This is a genomic window from Nocardia sp. NPDC056000, assembly GCF_042269265.1.
Lineage (GTDB): Bacteria > Actinomycetota > Actinomycetes > Mycobacteriales > Mycobacteriaceae > Nocardia.
The window spans coordinates 211,614-225,879 of record NZ_JBHJXS010000004.1; the positions used below are offsets into that span (position 1 = coordinate 211,614).

The following is a 14,266-nucleotide window of genomic DNA, read 5'->3' on the forward strand; positions in this document are numbered from 1 at the left end:
CCACTCAGGTCTCGAACCTCTCGGGGGCACCGGCAGAACCTCCCTCGGCGTGCGCGCAGCGCCTACGGTGAAGAGATGACCACGATCGACTTGCGCACCGAGATCAAGGAATTCCTGAGCTCACGTCGCGCCCGGATTGCGCCCGAGAGGGCCGGGCTGCCCGCCTTCGGCGGTAATCGAAGGGTCGAAGGTCTGCGTCGCGAAGAGGTCGCTCTACTGGCCGGGATATCGGTCGACTACTACGTGCGGATGGAGCGCGGCAGCCTCACCGGTGCCTCCGATGGAGTGCTGGACGCTTTGTCCTGTGCCTTGCAACTCGACGAGGCCGAGCGCGATCACCTATTCCACCTTGCACGGCAGTCCAAGACCTCCACCGGTCCGCGCCGCCGCAGGCCCGCCGTGACAGTGCGTCCGGCGCTGCACCAGGTGCTCGACGCCATCACGGCGGCGCCCGCCTGGATCTGCAACGGCCGCTACGACGTACTCGCCGTGAATCCGCTTGCCCGCGCGCTGTTTTCACCGGTGCTGGCCGACACACGCCGCCCGGCGAACGTCGCACGGTTCGTATACCTGAATCCCGAAGCGGCACAAACGTTCTTCGTCGACTACGACCGAATCGCCCGCGATGTGGCCGCAAAACTCCGCATGGAAGCCGGTCGCAACCCGCACGATGCGGAGCTGATTGCACTCATCGGTGAATTGTCAACGCGCAGTGAACTATTCCGTCGGCAGTGGGCATCGCGGGACGTTCGCCTCCACCGATCCGGCCGCAAGCGAATGCATCATCCGGCAGTAGGCCAGCTCGACCTGGACGTCGAGTCGATGGAGCTCCCCGCCGAACCCGGCCTGCTCCTGAATATCTACACCGCGCCCGCCGGCTCATCGACCGCAGATGGTCTGGCGGTACTGGCATCGTGGGCGGCCAGCCAGGAGAGGCCGGCAACCGAGGTTCACACGCTCATCGACTGACCGCCGCCTCGATCGCGAAAACCTGGAGCACTCCGCCCAGATGGGCTCAACGGTCTCCTCAGCTCTTCACCATGCAGCTACGTCAGCTCGTGCGCGACACCCAGGCCGACTGCGCCAGCTGCTCGGCCAGCGCCTCTGCCTGGCGAATGCCCGCTCGGAAAGCCTCAGGCCAACAGGCGAATACGTCGGGATTGGTCGCGGACGCTTTGAATACCTCGACGGTGGCGGCATCCGGAACGAAATGCACGACGGCATCGGCCGCGGTCCCGGCGAGTTCGGCACGAAGCGGTTCACGCGGCCACTGATATGCCAGTGGCTCGATGACCAGGACAACATCCGCGTCCGCGGCGATATCGGCGTTGGTGGCCGACCACACCCCGCCATCGATGTAATAGCGGTTGTCCACAACGACCGGAGGGAAGGTTCCGGGGAAGGCGCGGCTTGCGACGGTGGCCGTCGTCAGCGCAATACCGCTGTCACTGTTCCAGATTCGGCGCTGCCCGCTCTCGGCATCGACAACGACGACCTGCAGTCGTCCATCCGGCCAGGCGTCGCCGCCGATAAACCATGTCGCCTGCTCGATCAGTTCGGGCTCGGCCGGTTCCTCGGCCATCACCAACTGTCCGACCTTGCGTCGCGCGACATCTCGATCCGCATTCCGGTCGAACAGTACGGAAAACACCGCGGCCGTCAGCTCAGGCTTGCGGGGTGGGTACGACACTGTCACGCCGTCGAGAAAGGGGCTTTCGGCGAGCGAGTCGAGATCGCGGCCGGTGACCAGCATCGCACCGACCGACGCGCCCGCAGAGGTGCCCACAATCGAATCGGACGCGCTCAAATCGATTCCGCGACGGCGCAACTCAGTGGCCAACCCCGCCATCCACGCTGTGCCGTAAATACTGCCGCCGCCCAGTACCACCGAACGTCGAATGGCGTCACCCGAGGTTCGATCATCAATATTCCCCACCATGCGGCCATCCTAGCCACGCTGAACAGCGTTGCAAGTCAACAGATTCCGCTGACCGGTGGGTCATCACGGCAATACCGTGCGATCCGAAGGCACCGGTCAGTCCTGCGATTCCTTGCGGATAAACGCCACTTCCCATCCGGATTGCACCACAACCCTCGCGGGTGCGTCCACCCGGTCGATGAGCTCCTCGACCCCAAGCCCGGGGAAGTCGGCGACGACCTCACCACCCACACAACTCGCCGACTCTCGATCGCCTGCGGTGATGGGTCCATCCACGACGAACCGAATCAGGATGCAATCGTCCTCAACCTTGTAGAACACCGCCCGGACCGCAGTCGAAACCTCACCCCACAAGGCACGATTGACCGAGGCGAGAAGTGCACTGCGGCTTGGTCCCTCCCGGCCACGATCAGTCACATACCGAGTATCCGGTGAGGATCGCGAGGTCCCGCAATCGACATGCCGAGTCGGCCATCATGGCCATGTCGATGAGCGGCGGAACAGTGCTTTGTCAGCCATGGCAATAGACCCGGACAAGTACTGTGTCTTCGGGCAATCCCGCCAGGTAATTCTCGTTGCCGCCGGGCGGCACCGGGCAGTCGGGCTCGTCTTCGTAGGACGTGTGTTCGTCCCAGTCCTCATGCGCCCAGACACCCCTCGGCTCCACCCACCAACCGTCGAGAGTGAGCACATCGGTCCATCGGAGAGTGTCAACCGGGATGTTCAGCAATGCCTTTGGGCCGCCCGCGCATTCGCGTCGGATGTGCGGAAACCTGAAGCCGGCGTTGTCGGGGGAGTCGTAGATCAGCCGAGGATCGTCCTCACACCCCGGTCGTACATCGAACCTGCCTTCCTTGCCGCCAGCCCGAATACGCCATGAATCCCACATCGATCGCTCAGCGGGCTGTTCGTACATCTCGAATGGCGCGAGCGCTCGAGTGAGCGCGGCCTGAACGTCATCGATCGCATCCGGCGGCAAACACACAATTACCCAGATATGCGCCAAATCCCTACCCTCCCGCAGAACCAAGCGCTCAGGCTATCGCCCAGAATCAGCAGACGCAGCTGGATTTTCGACCGATTCGCCGACCGCAGCGGCCTGATCATCAGGACTAGCGGATCTTTCTGCGCCGCAGTCGATCTGACCGCACGCGCTGCGGCTGTGCGAGCACTGCGACCGGCCGCGCGCCGCAGTGCTCGCTTCTCGTCAACGGGGTCTACCACCCAAAAAGGTTGTCAGTAGGAGGCATTGGCTCCGTACTCGGCCTGGGCGCGCGTAAAGCCGTCGTACACCAGCTGATCGATCAGTCCGGACCGAGAGAACGAGGTGTAATCGAGGTACTGCTTGGCGCACTTTGCCGCCTGCTTGTTCCAGTCCACATCCAGGCTGTCGACTGCGAACGTAGCGTCTGCGGTGGAGAAGTGTTCGTACTCGAGTTGGTGGATCAGACCGCTGCGGGAGAAGGCGGAGTAGTCGAGGTACTGCTTGGCAGACCGAATGGCGTTGCGCTGGCTGGAGGTGATGTCCTGCTTGGCCGGGGAGAATTGGACCGCGAGTGTCGATACCGGCGCCGCGATATCCGACTGAGCGATGTCCGCCGCGGCCGCAGCGCTGTTCCAGGCGGGTGCCGCCAGAGCGAGAGCCAGTACCGGGGCGCCGATCAGCCACACCCATTTCTTCTGCTTCTTCGGCGCGTCCGCGGCCGACAGGTAGCTGGGCAGCAGGGTGGGGAGCGGCTCGACGTGGGTCGGTGTGTTCACGAGTGTCCATTCGTCAGGTGATGGGTGGAGCATCATGCAGCCGTCCCATCTGCTGACGTCAGAGTGTTGTTAGCCGGATAGGTGCGGTGAGTGCCAGTTAGGCACGGGATGTCGGTGCGATGGCCGTTGATGTCCCCTGAGCACCTACGAGACCGCGCGGCATGCGCCGTTCTCAAACCCGTAGGTGCGGAAGGTATCTGGTTGCCTGGCATGCTCGGTGAGTACGACGACCACAGGCCCCTCGGTGCCGCCCGACGAGGGTGATGAACTGAGCGGGGACCAGTTCGGTGTGTGTTCATCTCGTACCCGCGGTCGTCGATTGGGCGCTGGCGGTTGTCAGAAGGTGTTAGGGCTGGAGTTGCTGTGCTACCCAATTCGCGGTGTCGGAGCTTGATCGCAGGCTGGAGTGCCCGACTGGGGTGGTGCCTGGGAACAGGTCCTCGTAGAAGTTCATGTTCACGCCCGGTTCGGTGAGATTCGTGCACACGGTCGCTGGTGTCGCGAGTTCGTCGTTGCGGGTGGACAGCACCGAGTAACGGACGCCGGGCTGGGTGATGGGGCCGTTGAAGACGGCCTGGTACACCGGCGAGGACGGCAACATCTGGACGAGGTTGGCCTTGTCGGGGGTGAGAAACACCGCATGCGCGACGACGGGGGCACCGTCGAGGACTTTGAGGAAGTAGTTGGCGACGATCGTTCCGGCCGAATGCGCGATGATGTCGACCTGATCGGCGCCGGTGGTCTGGCGCACCTTGGTCACAAAGTCCGCGACTTGCTGTGCGGCGCTGGGAATATCGCCGGTCCAGCGGCTGCCGTTGATGACCCCTCCCTGGAACAGGAACGCGCAGTGCCCGGCTGCGCGCACGGTGCTCAACAGTGTGTTCCATTGAGTCGTGGTCTCGGCAGTGGTTCCGTCCCCGCCCGGCAGCACCACGACTGGCCGGGGGTGCGCAGAGTCCGGCGTGCAATCGATGGGCGGCTCGATCGTCGTGCCCGCGGGCACAACCGCCGACCCGGAACCGGTGTCCGGAGCGGCGGCTACGGGTCCCGCCGCCATGATTGCGACTGTGCCCGCGCTGACCAGCGCAGTCATGAACTTCGCGGCGATTCTCATCTTTTCGACAGCCCCTTCGGCATCAACTTCGTGATCGACCCCCGACCGAGTGCGAATCCCGCACCGGGACAGGACGATACAGCGACACTGGCATTTCGACAGCTGCAGGAGTAGGTCGCCGGATGCTGATGTGTATGAACCCAAGGATCATTCGAAGGTTGGGGCGCGGGCCGCTGGGAAGTTGGGGCCACCCGCCGCGAGTGCTCGGCGAGGTTGCCTGACCGATGTCGGTGCGGTCCGCTGGGGCGGCGAAGTATGCCATGGCGGGCGGTTTGGCCCGCTCGGATGAGAGCGAGCCAGATTCGGCTTACACCTCAGACAAAGGAATTGGAATGATCGCGGGCTGATACCGGTGATCTCACCACCAAGGTGAGCGATCACCGTTACTCCAACGGTGACGGTACTGGATCCAGTAGATACTCAGTGTACGACGCCATTCTCCTGGGCCCTCGCGCAGCAACTGAGGCCAGTCAGCCATATATAGCGGGTTGTATCGATTCTTCTTCTCTTTCCTGAGCCATCGTGGAACCGAGCCGGTGGCCTGCCTCCATGCTTCGTCCCACTGCTCAGGTGCGGCCACGCGGTGCATGCAGGCCGCCGAACGGATATCGCGGATTTCATCGCGGTCCTTGTTCTTTCGAAGCGCGGCCAACAGCCAAGGGATTGCATCGGGATTGCCCAGCGGAGTCCGCAGTGCCGCCATGATCAACACCCGGCGTTGCTCGAAAACCGAAACCCCGTCCAGCACTTCATTTATAGCCGCGTTGAGGCGTTCGAGTTCCCAGCTCCCGCCGTGCAGACTGACAATAGCTACCAGCCTGCCGGCAGCCTCGTCCAGCTTCTCCCAGTGGTTGTCGTAGTGCACTGCAGACTCCCACTGAAACTAGGCGAGCCTGACCAGGCCCCGGATCGTCATGGTAACTGGGAGAACGAAGGTCAGCAGCGAATTCTGTCGATACGGGCCATGGCCGGTCGTTCCCGCTTGCGGTTACTGATACTACGGATGCAGGTCACTGCCCACGGCCACGTTACCGATCATTGGTATGAGCCCGCAGTGGGAAGTTACTGTCGGCCAACCGGTTTGGGCAGCCGACCATCGCTCGGGTCGCGGCAAGAGCGATGTTCAATCACGCCTATCTGACGGTATGAATCGGCTATGCCAGTGGCCTGGCCTGCACCCGGAGGATGGTGGTAATCCCGAGCTGGGCAATCGCTTCGGCCATGACCGGGGACTCAATTCAGCGACGTCACTGGCTGTGTCTGTTCGATGTTGCGCAGGAGTCGGCTGCGGTAGGTCCGCAAGGCGGCGATCACGGCGAACAGCGCGGTGAGCGCTCCCAGTGCAACGCGTACGGAGTGCGCTACCTCAATTTCCCGGACGGTGCGGTTCAGTTCTTCGACGGTATAGCGGTCGCGATCGTCGAACAGGATTGTCCAGCGTTCCGACAGGTATAGCGCCGACAGCAGGAACAGCCCCGACACCAGCGCCGCCAGCGAAGCGAGCGTCCACGCCCGTGCGGTTCGCGACCAGAGGCTCGCCGCCGTCGCCACGACCGCGCTCAGAGTCAGGACCGCGCCGAGTGGGCGCATCACGCTGCCGACCGAGACGACTGCGGTGAATTCGTCGGCGACGATCAGCGACTTCGGGATGTCGTGAAAATAGTTCGGGTACAAGAAGACTGTTTCAGCGATCATGGTGCAGAACACCAGTGTCGCGAGCGCCGCGTAGACGGTGGCGGCAGTCAGTTTCGGCAAGGCGTTCCCTCTGTAATTCCTGGTCCGGTGATGGGCTTGAGCGAATTTAGGTCGCGCCGCCACCGGGCACATCCGGGCTCGACCCTGAATCGAGACCGCAGTCACCCTGAATCTGGGGCCCGCCGGAGCCGCGAAGGGACTTCAGAACGGGAGTCTCGCCCGTATGTTCCACCGACCTCGGATCGGCTCAGTCCGTTGACCTTCCGAGGAAATGCGCTGGGTGTTCTGATGCTTCGGTCACTGCCACCAGGCCACCGGCGACCGCTCGCACCCAAAGGGTGTGATGCCATTCGTTGGCGTCGGGTTCCGGCTCGGTTGTGATCACAGGATTGGGGCCGGTTTCGATGAGATGCAGCAGAGTCCACGCGAGGCCGTAACAATCATCCGGTCCAAAGCAGTGGACCAGCGCGGCGGCTTCCTCGCCGGTGACCGGACCGGCTATCGCTTCGAGCTGGGCCTGGCGGTACGAGATCTGCTCTTCGCTGGCATCCCGATCCGGTAGGGCGCCCGCGGCGACGAATGCGGCGACTTCAACTCTCACACTGCCAGCTTGCAGGATCCGACATCAATCGATGAAAACGCGAACCTATTCGGCATGAGCCCGCGATGAAACGGCCCGAGTTCACCTCGGGTCGTTGATCTTCCGTCAGCGTGCCAGCTCATGAGGTTGGTGTTGTAGTGGTGACCTCGACGGCTGGATCAGAATCCGCAGGATGTGCCGATCGCGTCCATCGCATCGGTGAAGGCCGTCCGCGTCCCGCTCCCGAAATCGTCGAGGTCGATGCGGACGCGAGTCGATTCAGTTGTCGCATGCGACCGGTTCCCAAATTCGCGAGAGTTACGGTGTGATGCCCATTGCCCACACTGCGGCTGCGGGCTCCGGCATCGAGATGGTCATTGTGCGGCCGCTGGCCAAATGTACGCGTAGCGCGGGTCCGAACTTCGGGGTCAGGAACCATCCGCGTTTCCCTCGTCGGTAGATACCCCAACCGCGCCAAGGAGATTCCCGCAGAAAGACAGGTTCGGCGTGAACGATCGCTGCGCGAGCAACCCTGGCCCGGGGCAGGCCGAGCAATCCCATGCTCACTGTCAGGCCGGTAGGGCCCGCGCTTACGCGCAGACTCGAATCCACCACCGTTTTCACCAGCGTGAGGATCAACAGCACGTACAACGGTGCTGCCCATCGCGTGGGCGTCATGTGCATGTTGTAGACCATCAGAATCGAGGCGAACAGGCTGAGGCACAAGAACGGCCAGTTCGTGACACGGCCGGTATAGACCGTCGAGGCGGGCATTACATCAACTCCTGGATCATGCCGAGTATCTCGGTCTTGCTGTAGCCGTGGGCATGTGCGATATCGATGAGTTGACGTGCGGCCTGCTCCACAGGTGCCGTGGCGGGCGCGGTCGCGGTGACACGGACCCCGCGACCGCGCCGGAAGTCCACCACCCGCTCGGCTCGCAGCCGCCGATAGGCGGCCAGCACGGTATTGCGGTCCACCGACAACGCCTCGGCCAATTCCGTTGCCGGTGGCAATGGTTCGCCTATCGACAGCTCTCCCGTGGTCACCGCGCGCCGTACACACGCGGCAATCTGCTCGTGCAGTGAGACCCGGGAGGCTTGATCGATATGCCACAGCATGATGCTAATAAGACTAGCACCATCTGTCGCCGCAGATGGTGCCGTGGGAAGGAGTGGCTCATGCCGTGCGCCGGGATGTAAGCCTCGCCCGCCCCGTAGGCTCGTTTCCAGTTCCGCTGGCGCGGTAGAGGTTTGACCATCCGACCTATCGACATGTCGATGGTGTTCACCTGCTTTCTCGATGGGAACGAGTACGACCTGTACGAGCGGGTGAACCTCGAGCTCGTGAACTCGACCGTTCGATCGTTTGTCGAGTTTCTCCACAGATTCTCGGTCTTCATCGATGCGGATATTGGGATCGAGGGGCGGATGGATCGAGCGACCGCACTCCGCGCAGAGCTCATGGAGATCGATGAGGCGGCATTCATAAGCCCGCAATCGTGGTGGTCAATGGCAATGGCCGAGCTCGGCGCAATCCAGTCGCGATAGTCAGCCCGGAGCCAATGTCATTCCGGGACAGTGAAAGCCTCGGTGATGCCACCGTCGAGTGGGATGGCGGCGCCGGTGATGAATCCGGCATCGTCACTGGCCAGAAACGCGATGGTGCCGGCGGCCTCGTCCAGGGTGCCGAAGCGGCCCATCGGCCAGTGCACCAGTCGCTTTTCCAGCACACTCGGATTGCTTTGCAGGATCTCGCGTTGCGCGGGCGTCTCGATCGGCCCGAACAACACGGCATTGACCCGAACTCCGCTGCGGGCCAGGTGGACGCCGAGGTCTCTGCTCAATTGCACCACCCCGGCCTTGGCCGCTGCGTACGCCATCGGCGCCGTCGCTGACCCGACAGCAGCCAGGAACGAGGCGGAATTGATCACCGAGCCACCGGATGGCTCGGTGTTCAGAAGGTGTGGGATTCCGTGCTTGCAGGACAGGAAGATACTGGTCAGATTCGCATCCTGGGCGTCACGCCAGGTTTGCAGGCTCATCTCCAATACCGACCGATCACCGCGATCCATCAGGCCCATGTTGTTGTAGATGACGTCGAGGCGACCATGGTCGCGAACAACGTCGCGGTACATCGCCTCGACCGCGGATTCGTCGGTGAGGTCGGCCTGTATCGCCTGCGAGCCGACCGAGTGAGCGAGTTTGTCGACACCAATGACCACCCCGCCCTCACTCGCGAACCGCTCGGCCACCGCTCGGCCGATCAGACTGGCGGCTCCGTTGACGACGCACACCTTGCCGGCAAACCTCTCGGCCACAACGACCTCCGCATCAACCTGACAGAATGACCTCGGTCAATATCCGTACCAGAGGTAGGTTCCCATGGTGGATCCGCCGAGCGGGGGCAACACCCTGCGGCATAAGCGCGCAGTAGGGCGGATCGCGCTTCGTCAGCACCGCACCTCTGTTCCTCGGCACCGGGTGCGTGGTCTGCTCGGCGCGGAGACTCGGTGTCGAAAAGTGTTGCGGCTAAACCGGATTCAACCCTCGTGATCTCGCTCAGGTCGGACCAGCGGCAGGAATATCGTGTCGACGATATCCGCGATATCCGCGTCGGTCATCGGCTGCATCGTCATGAAGATGTGGTGACGCAGGAGATCGACAGGTAGCGCGCGCAGCCGCGGGGTGAGTCTGGCCGGGTCGATCTCGCCGCGTTCGGTGGCTGCCGCCAGGATCTCGTCGAGTACGGTCGGTGGCCGCCCGCCCAGGGAGATCTCGCGCAGGTCTGCGAGGGTTTTGCCGGTTTCCTGGTAGTAGCCGCCCAGTTGTACGCCCATGACGGTCGCGAGATCGAGGCGGGAGTCGTTGAGGTCGCGCAGCAGGGCGATGAGGTCCCCGCGCAGGGATCCGGTGTGTGGGGTCGTGACCGGTCGCATCCGCCCGGCGTGCGCGATGGTGGCGTGCAGCATCTCGTGCCGACCCGCCCAGCGCCGGGCCAGGACCGGGCGGCTGGTCCCGGCGCGGGCGGCGACGGCTTCGAGGGTGAACCCGGCGTAGCCGTGCTCGCACAGCACGGCCCAGGCGGCGTCGAGCAGCGCTTCCTCCAGGGCCGCGCCGCGGCGCCGTTGGATGGGTTGATCGTTTTTAGGATGCACTTGTGCATCTTATCAGCCCGCAGTACTCTCGATTCCATAAGATGCGGATCTGCATCTAAAGACTGTTCGTGGAGGAAGTCATGAACGCACACAACACGATTCAGACCGAAGTCCTCGTCATCGGTGCCGGCCCGGTGGGCCTCACTCTCGCGTGCGATCTTGCCCGCCGCGGCGTGGCCTGCCATGTCATCGAACGCGCGGACGCACCCAGCCGCGCCTCCAAAGCCAAAGGGATCCAGTCACGTTCGCTCGAGGTGCTCGACGATCTCGGCGCCGTGGACTACATCGTGCGACAGGGCATCGTGGAGCTGCCGGTGCGTTTCCACGATGCATCCGGCGCAACGGTCGATCGCCCGCCGCTCACCGTCCCGGCCGCGCCCTACTTCCACACCCCCTACCCCAACATGCTCTGGATCGGGCAGTTCGATGTCGAGCACGCACTGCGCGAACGGCTGTACCAGCTGGGCGGTGCGATCGAATACGGCGCGGAAGCTATTGCCCTGGAACAGGATTCGGACCGCGTCACGGTCACCGTGCGAACCGCGGTGGGGGAGCGCACCGTCGAGGCGCGCTATGCCGTCGGGGCGGACGGCGGCAAGAGCACCGTCCGCCATCTGATCGATCTCCCGTTGAAGGGCGAGACCCGCGACACCGAGCGCTGGTACCTCGGCGATGTCACCATCGCCGGACTGCCTCGCGACCGCATACATGTCTTCACCTCGTCCTCGGGCATGCTGGTCCTGACCCCCCTGCCCACCGCCGATATCTGGCAGCTCCAGAACCGGATCCCCGACGATGCGGACCCGGCCGAGCCGTCGCTCGAGCTGTACCAGCGCCTGCTGGACGACCGCAATGCCGAGATCACCCTCGCGGACGCGACCTGGCTCTCGATCTACCGGGTGAACATCCGCATGGTCGATGACTACCGCCGCGGCCGGGTGCTGCTGGCCGGTGACGCCGCGCATGTGCATTCGCCCGCCGGCGGACAGGGCATGAACACTGGCATCCAGGACGCCTACAACCTCGGCTGGAAGCTGGGTGCGGTGATCAAGGGCGCGGACCCGGACCTGTTGGATAGCTATGCCGCCGAACGCATTCCGGTCGCCCGGAACGTACTGGAACTCAGCACGCGGCGGCTGGACAGCGTCGTCGGCGGCGCGAACGGTGATATCGGGCAGGCGGCCGATGCGCTGTCCGGGCTCGCCGACAGCGCACTGACCACCGGGCTCGGCATCCACTACGGCGATCGCGCCGCCGCGAACGGTGACACGCGTCCGATCGCTGGTGACCGCGCCCCGAACGCCACCGGGCTGCGCGGCCCCGAGGGCACACTCGGCCTGTTCGACCTGACCCGCGGTCCGCAGTGGACCCTGCTCACCTTCGACATCGACAGCAGCGCAGTGGATCTCATCGATAGCCTCGAATCCGATGAGCTGCACGTGTACCGGATCACCAGCACCCCCGGTGACGGAATCTTCGACGGGAACGGCGAATTCGAGCAGTTCTATGCGCCCGCGCCCGGTGAATTGCTACTCATCCGGCCGGACGGTTACCTCGCCGACCGCGTGACCGGCACGGACTCGAGCCTGGCGAACAGCGTCAGCGCACTGCTGCGGTTGATGCCCGCGTCGCCGGTGAGGAACGCGGGATAGGCGTCCAGCCCGGCGACGAAGTGCCGCACCGCGTTACCGTGCGTCCTGCTCTCCTGCGGCCGGGTTGATCACGCGGTGGCCGCGTGTCGCGACGGTGGTGAGGTGACCTGCTGGCAGATCAGCTCCCGGGCGAGGCCCGCGGTCGCCAGCAGGTCCTCGCGCACCGCGCCGAGGTTGGACTGGACCGACAGTCCATCCCAGATGGCCTGGATGAGCTTGATCAGGACCGCCGCACCGGTATCGGCGGGCAGGTCGCCGTCGCCGATCGCTTGTTCGATGCGCGCGAGCAGGATCTGTTCGTTGGCGTAGCGGAGTTCGGCAATGTAGGCGGTGGTGTCGAGAGTGCTTGTGCTGTCACTCATTACCGCGCTGTTGATCAGACATCCGGGGTGCGTGTCGCCGGGTTGGGTGAACTCGTGCACGGAGTCGACGAGGAGGCGGTCGACAACGGATCGAATGTCCTTCTCGGCCACGGCTTGGTGATGGATCTCCCGGTACCGCTCGGCGTAGGTCCGTACCGCTTCCTCGAACAATCCAGCCTTGCTGCCGAAAGCGGCGTAGAGGCTGGAGGTGGACAGGCCGAGTGCCGTTGTCAGATCTCGGGTCGATGTGCCGGAGTATCCGCGCCGCCAGAACAGTCGGGCCGCGGCGAGAACCGCGTCGTCGCGGTCGAAAGCACGTGGTCGTCCACGGTGTCGCTCAGGCATGACTACCAATTGTAGAGCAGTTGATCCATAATCAATTTATGGAGCGATCGATTCAGAAGGTGCTGTCGAACGGCGAGCGCAGCCGGGTGGTCATCGATATCTACGGGGATCCAGAGGCCCCCGGCCTCGTCGTGGTCCCCGGTGTGATGACTGACGCGCGCGCTTGGCACGATGTCGCGCATGCCATCGACGCCTGGCCGTCGGTGGCGGTCGTGAACCGCCGGGGCCGTGCTCCATCCGGGCCATTGACCGATGAGTACTCGATGCGCGGCGAACTCGACGATCTCGACCTGGTCATTGACGAACTCGGCGGTCCGACAACCTTTTTCGGCTGGAGCTACGGCGGTCTGATCGCATTGCTGGCCGCAAACGATCGTCCGATGCGCCAAGTGATCGCCTACGAGCCGGTCATGCGGCCGTTCGGTGCCCACGCGCTACCGGCATTGAAAGACGCTACCGAACAACAGGATTGGGACCGCTGTGTCGAGATCGTGAACCGGCAGATCTCCGGATTCCCCGCAGCGCAGGTCGAAGCCCTCAGAGCGGACCATGACGGGTGGGAGATGCTGCGTCGCTGGAGCGAGCCGCTATACGCCGAAATCACCGTGCTCAATACGACGCCGATACCGGACGCGCTTGCACAACAGGCAGATCGAGTGGATTTGCTCATCGGCCAGCACAACCGCGGCACGGCTCCGTACGGCACCTCGTTCGACGATGTGCGCCAGCGCATCACCCATGCCGACATCCACGAACTACCTGACCAAGGCCACCTGGGGCACATCCAGGCCCCTGCTCGGCTCGGCCACCTCCTCAATACGCTCGCGTACCGGCAGGCGTAGCGCGCCAAGGCAATTCGTGCACGGCCCCATCGATGTCACAATCATCTGAAAAACTCGGCAGCATGCTGCAGGTATGCCTGAACGGTGCCCGAACCCGGAATGACTTCGCCTCTCTCCCGGTGACCCCCGACCAGCTCGCGGCAGCGGCCCGCGACGCGGTGCGCGCCGGAGCCGAGGACATTCATCTGCACCCCAAGGACTCCGCCGGGTACGACACCGTGGAGCCCGACCATGTTGCCGCAGCGGTGACGGCGGTGCGTGCAGCGGTTCCGGGCGTGCGCGTCGGTGTGACAACCGGCGCGTGGACCACCCAGCACGCCGACCAGCTTCTCGCACACGTGCGTGAGTGGACCGTGCTGCCCGATCACGCCTCGGTGAACTGGCATGAGGACGGTGCCGTCGCGATCGCGGAAACGCTGCTGGCCAAGGGAATCGGGATCGAGGCCGGAATCTGGTCCGGAACCGATTCCGCCGCAGGGTTTCTCGCCTGGCCCCACGCGCACCGGGTCCTGCGCGTGCTGGCCGAAGTCACCGACACCGATCCGTGCACCGCCCCACAGACAGCCGCAGCACTCCTGGACACATTGACCACGCTCACCGATGTGCCGATCCTGCTCCACGGAGAGGACAACGCCGCCTGGACCATCCTGTCCATGGCCGCCGCCCGCGGCCTGGACACCCGCATCGGCCTCGAGGACGTACTCCACCTACCCGACCAGTCACCGGCCGAGAACAATGCCGACCTGATCCAGGCCGCTCGTCACATCATCGGCCGGGCAGGCGACCAGTCTCGATAACTCCCGCACTAGGGATGGTGAC

Annotated in this window: 18 protein-coding genes; 5 read left to right on the forward strand and 13 right to left on the reverse strand. The window is 64.1% G+C overall.

Translation table 11 applies throughout. The features are described from left to right. Positions 1-75 precede the first annotated feature (75 nt). The gene (locus tag ACFC4D_RS13130; RefSeq protein ID WP_376062948.1) at positions 76-969 is read left to right on the forward strand and encodes a helix-turn-helix transcriptional regulator; all 894 of its coding nucleotides are present in this window, start codon (positions 76-78) and stop codon (positions 967-969) included. Between the two features lie 82 nt (positions 970-1,051). Here the strand turns inward: ACFC4D_RS13130 and ACFC4D_RS13135 are convergent, their stop codons facing one another. The 10 genes from ACFC4D_RS13135 to ACFC4D_RS13180 all read right to left on the reverse strand — a co-directional run bounded on the left by ACFC4D_RS13135 (position 1,052) and on the right by ACFC4D_RS13180 (position 8,210). Next, a complete protein-coding gene (locus ACFC4D_RS13135) occupies positions 1,052-1,939 on the reverse strand; it encodes a patatin-like phospholipase family protein (RefSeq protein ID WP_376062950.1) in 888 nt (295 codons plus the stop codon). Between the two features lie 96 nt (positions 1,940-2,035). Further along, positions 2,036-2,356 (reverse strand): hypothetical protein, encoded by a 321-nt coding sequence (locus ACFC4D_RS13140; protein ID WP_376062952.1) that lies wholly within the window; start codon positions 2,354-2,356, stop codon positions 2,036-2,038. Positions 2,357-2,450: 94 nt separating this feature from the next. Next, positions 2,451-2,945: a hypothetical protein gene (locus tag ACFC4D_RS13145; RefSeq protein WP_376062953.1), complete on the reverse strand. Its 495-nt coding sequence runs from the start codon at positions 2,943-2,945 to the stop codon at positions 2,451-2,453. 230 nt (positions 2,946-3,175) lie between these two features. After that, a complete protein-coding gene (locus tag ACFC4D_RS13150) occupies positions 3,176-3,700 on the reverse strand; it encodes an Ltp family lipoprotein (RefSeq protein WP_376062954.1) in 525 nt (174 codons plus the stop codon). 346 nt (positions 3,701-4,046) lie between these two features. Then, positions 4,047-4,814, reverse strand: coding sequence for an esterase/lipase family protein (locus tag ACFC4D_RS13155; RefSeq protein WP_376062956.1), 768 nt, complete (start codon positions 4,812-4,814; stop codon positions 4,047-4,049). A gap of 358 nt (positions 4,815-5,172) precedes the next feature. After that, positions 5,173-5,679: a hypothetical protein gene (locus tag ACFC4D_RS13160; protein ID WP_376062957.1), complete on the reverse strand. Its 507-nt coding sequence runs from the start codon at positions 5,677-5,679 to the stop codon at positions 5,173-5,175. A 368-nt stretch (positions 5,680-6,047) separates the two neighbouring features. Beyond that, positions 6,048-6,569, reverse strand: coding sequence for a hypothetical protein (locus ACFC4D_RS13165; RefSeq protein ID WP_376062959.1), 522 nt, complete (start codon positions 6,567-6,569; stop codon positions 6,048-6,050). A 187-nt stretch (positions 6,570-6,756) separates the two neighbouring features. Then, positions 6,757-7,110 carry a hypothetical protein gene (locus tag ACFC4D_RS13170; RefSeq protein ID WP_376062960.1) on the reverse strand — a complete coding sequence of 118 codons (354 nt, stop codon included), beginning with the start codon at positions 7,108-7,110 and terminating at the stop codon, positions 6,757-6,759. A gap of 297 nt (positions 7,111-7,407) precedes the next feature. Continuing rightward, entirely contained in the window at positions 7,408-7,863 is a 456-nt protein-coding gene (locus ACFC4D_RS13175; protein WP_376062961.1) for a hypothetical protein, read from the reverse strand. After that, positions 7,863-8,210 (reverse strand): GntR family transcriptional regulator, encoded by a 348-nt coding sequence (locus ACFC4D_RS13180; RefSeq protein WP_376062963.1) that lies wholly within the window; start codon positions 8,208-8,210, stop codon positions 7,863-7,865. The genes ACFC4D_RS13175 and ACFC4D_RS13180 overlap by 1 nt, the downstream gene beginning before the upstream one ends. A 159-nt stretch (positions 8,211-8,369) precedes the next feature. On the opposite strand from ACFC4D_RS13180, the gene ACFC4D_RS13185 reads away from it, so the two are divergent. Next, complete coding sequence (locus tag ACFC4D_RS13185; protein ID WP_376062964.1) at positions 8,370-8,639, forward strand: SUKH-4 family immunity protein; 270 nt, start codon at positions 8,370-8,372, stop codon at positions 8,637-8,639. A 17-nt stretch (positions 8,640-8,656) separates the two neighbouring features. On the opposite strand, the gene ACFC4D_RS13190 is transcribed toward ACFC4D_RS13185, so the two are convergent. Together ACFC4D_RS13190 and ACFC4D_RS13195 are read right to left on the reverse strand one after the other, a co-directional pair. Next, a complete protein-coding gene (locus ACFC4D_RS13190) occupies positions 8,657-9,409 on the reverse strand; it encodes an SDR family oxidoreductase (protein ID WP_376062965.1) in 753 nt (250 codons plus the stop codon). Positions 9,410-9,631: 222 nt separating this feature from the next. After that, complete coding sequence (locus tag ACFC4D_RS13195) at positions 9,632-10,246, reverse strand: TetR/AcrR family transcriptional regulator (protein ID WP_376062967.1); 615 nt, start codon at positions 10,244-10,246, stop codon at positions 9,632-9,634. Positions 10,247-10,326: 80 nt separating this feature from the next. Between ACFC4D_RS13195 and ACFC4D_RS13200 the strand changes: the two genes are divergently transcribed. After that, positions 10,327-11,898, forward strand: a complete 1,572-nt coding sequence (locus tag ACFC4D_RS13200; protein WP_376062968.1) for an FAD-dependent oxidoreductase — start codon at positions 10,327-10,329, stop codon at positions 11,896-11,898. Between the two features lie 68 nt (positions 11,899-11,966). Here the strand turns inward: ACFC4D_RS13200 and ACFC4D_RS13205 are convergent, their stop codons facing one another. Beyond that, entirely contained in the window at positions 11,967-12,605 is a 639-nt protein-coding gene (locus tag ACFC4D_RS13205; protein WP_376062969.1) for a TetR/AcrR family transcriptional regulator, read from the reverse strand. A gap of 59 nt (positions 12,606-12,664) precedes the next feature. On the opposite strand from ACFC4D_RS13205, the gene ACFC4D_RS13210 reads away from it, so the two are divergent. After that, complete coding sequence (locus ACFC4D_RS13210) at positions 12,665-13,447, forward strand: alpha/beta fold hydrolase (RefSeq protein ID WP_376062970.1); 783 nt, start codon at positions 12,665-12,667, stop codon at positions 13,445-13,447. Between the two features lie 62 nt (positions 13,448-13,509). Beyond that, positions 13,510-14,244, forward strand: a complete 735-nt coding sequence (locus tag ACFC4D_RS13215) for a 3-keto-5-aminohexanoate cleavage protein (protein WP_376062971.1) — start codon at positions 13,510-13,512, stop codon at positions 14,242-14,244. Positions 14,245-14,266: the final 22 nt, after the last annotated feature.

Coding starts and splice junctions, on each gene's coding strand:
- ACFC4D_RS13130 (WP_376062948.1), top strand. CDS start 76: ATGACCACGATCGACTTGCGCACCGAGATCAAGGAATTCCTGAGCTCA.
- ACFC4D_RS13135 (WP_376062950.1), bottom strand. CDS start 1,939: ATGGTGGGGAATATTGATGATCGAACCTCGGGTGACGCCATTCGACGT.
- ACFC4D_RS13155 (WP_376062956.1), bottom strand. CDS start 4,814: ATGAGAATCGCCGCGAAGTTCATGACTGCGCTGGTCAGCGCGGGCACA.
- ACFC4D_RS13175 (WP_376062961.1), bottom strand. CDS start 7,863: ATGCCCGCCTCGACGGTCTATACCGGCCGTGTCACGAACTGGCCGTTC.
- ACFC4D_RS13180 (WP_376062963.1), bottom strand. CDS start 8,210: ATGCTGTGGCATATCGATCAAGCCTCCCGGGTCTCACTGCACGAGCAG.
- ACFC4D_RS13185 (WP_376062964.1), top strand. CDS start 8,370: ATGGTGTTCACCTGCTTTCTCGATGGGAACGAGTACGACCTGTACGAG.
- ACFC4D_RS13200 (WP_376062968.1), top strand. CDS start 10,327: ATGAACGCACACAACACGATTCAGACCGAAGTCCTCGTCATCGGTGCC.
- ACFC4D_RS13205 (WP_376062969.1), bottom strand. CDS start 12,605: ATGCCTGAGCGACACCGTGGACGACCACGTGCTTTCGACCGCGACGAC.
- ACFC4D_RS13215 (WP_376062971.1), top strand. CDS start 13,510: ATGCTGCAGGTATGCCTGAACGGTGCCCGAACCCGGAATGACTTCGCC.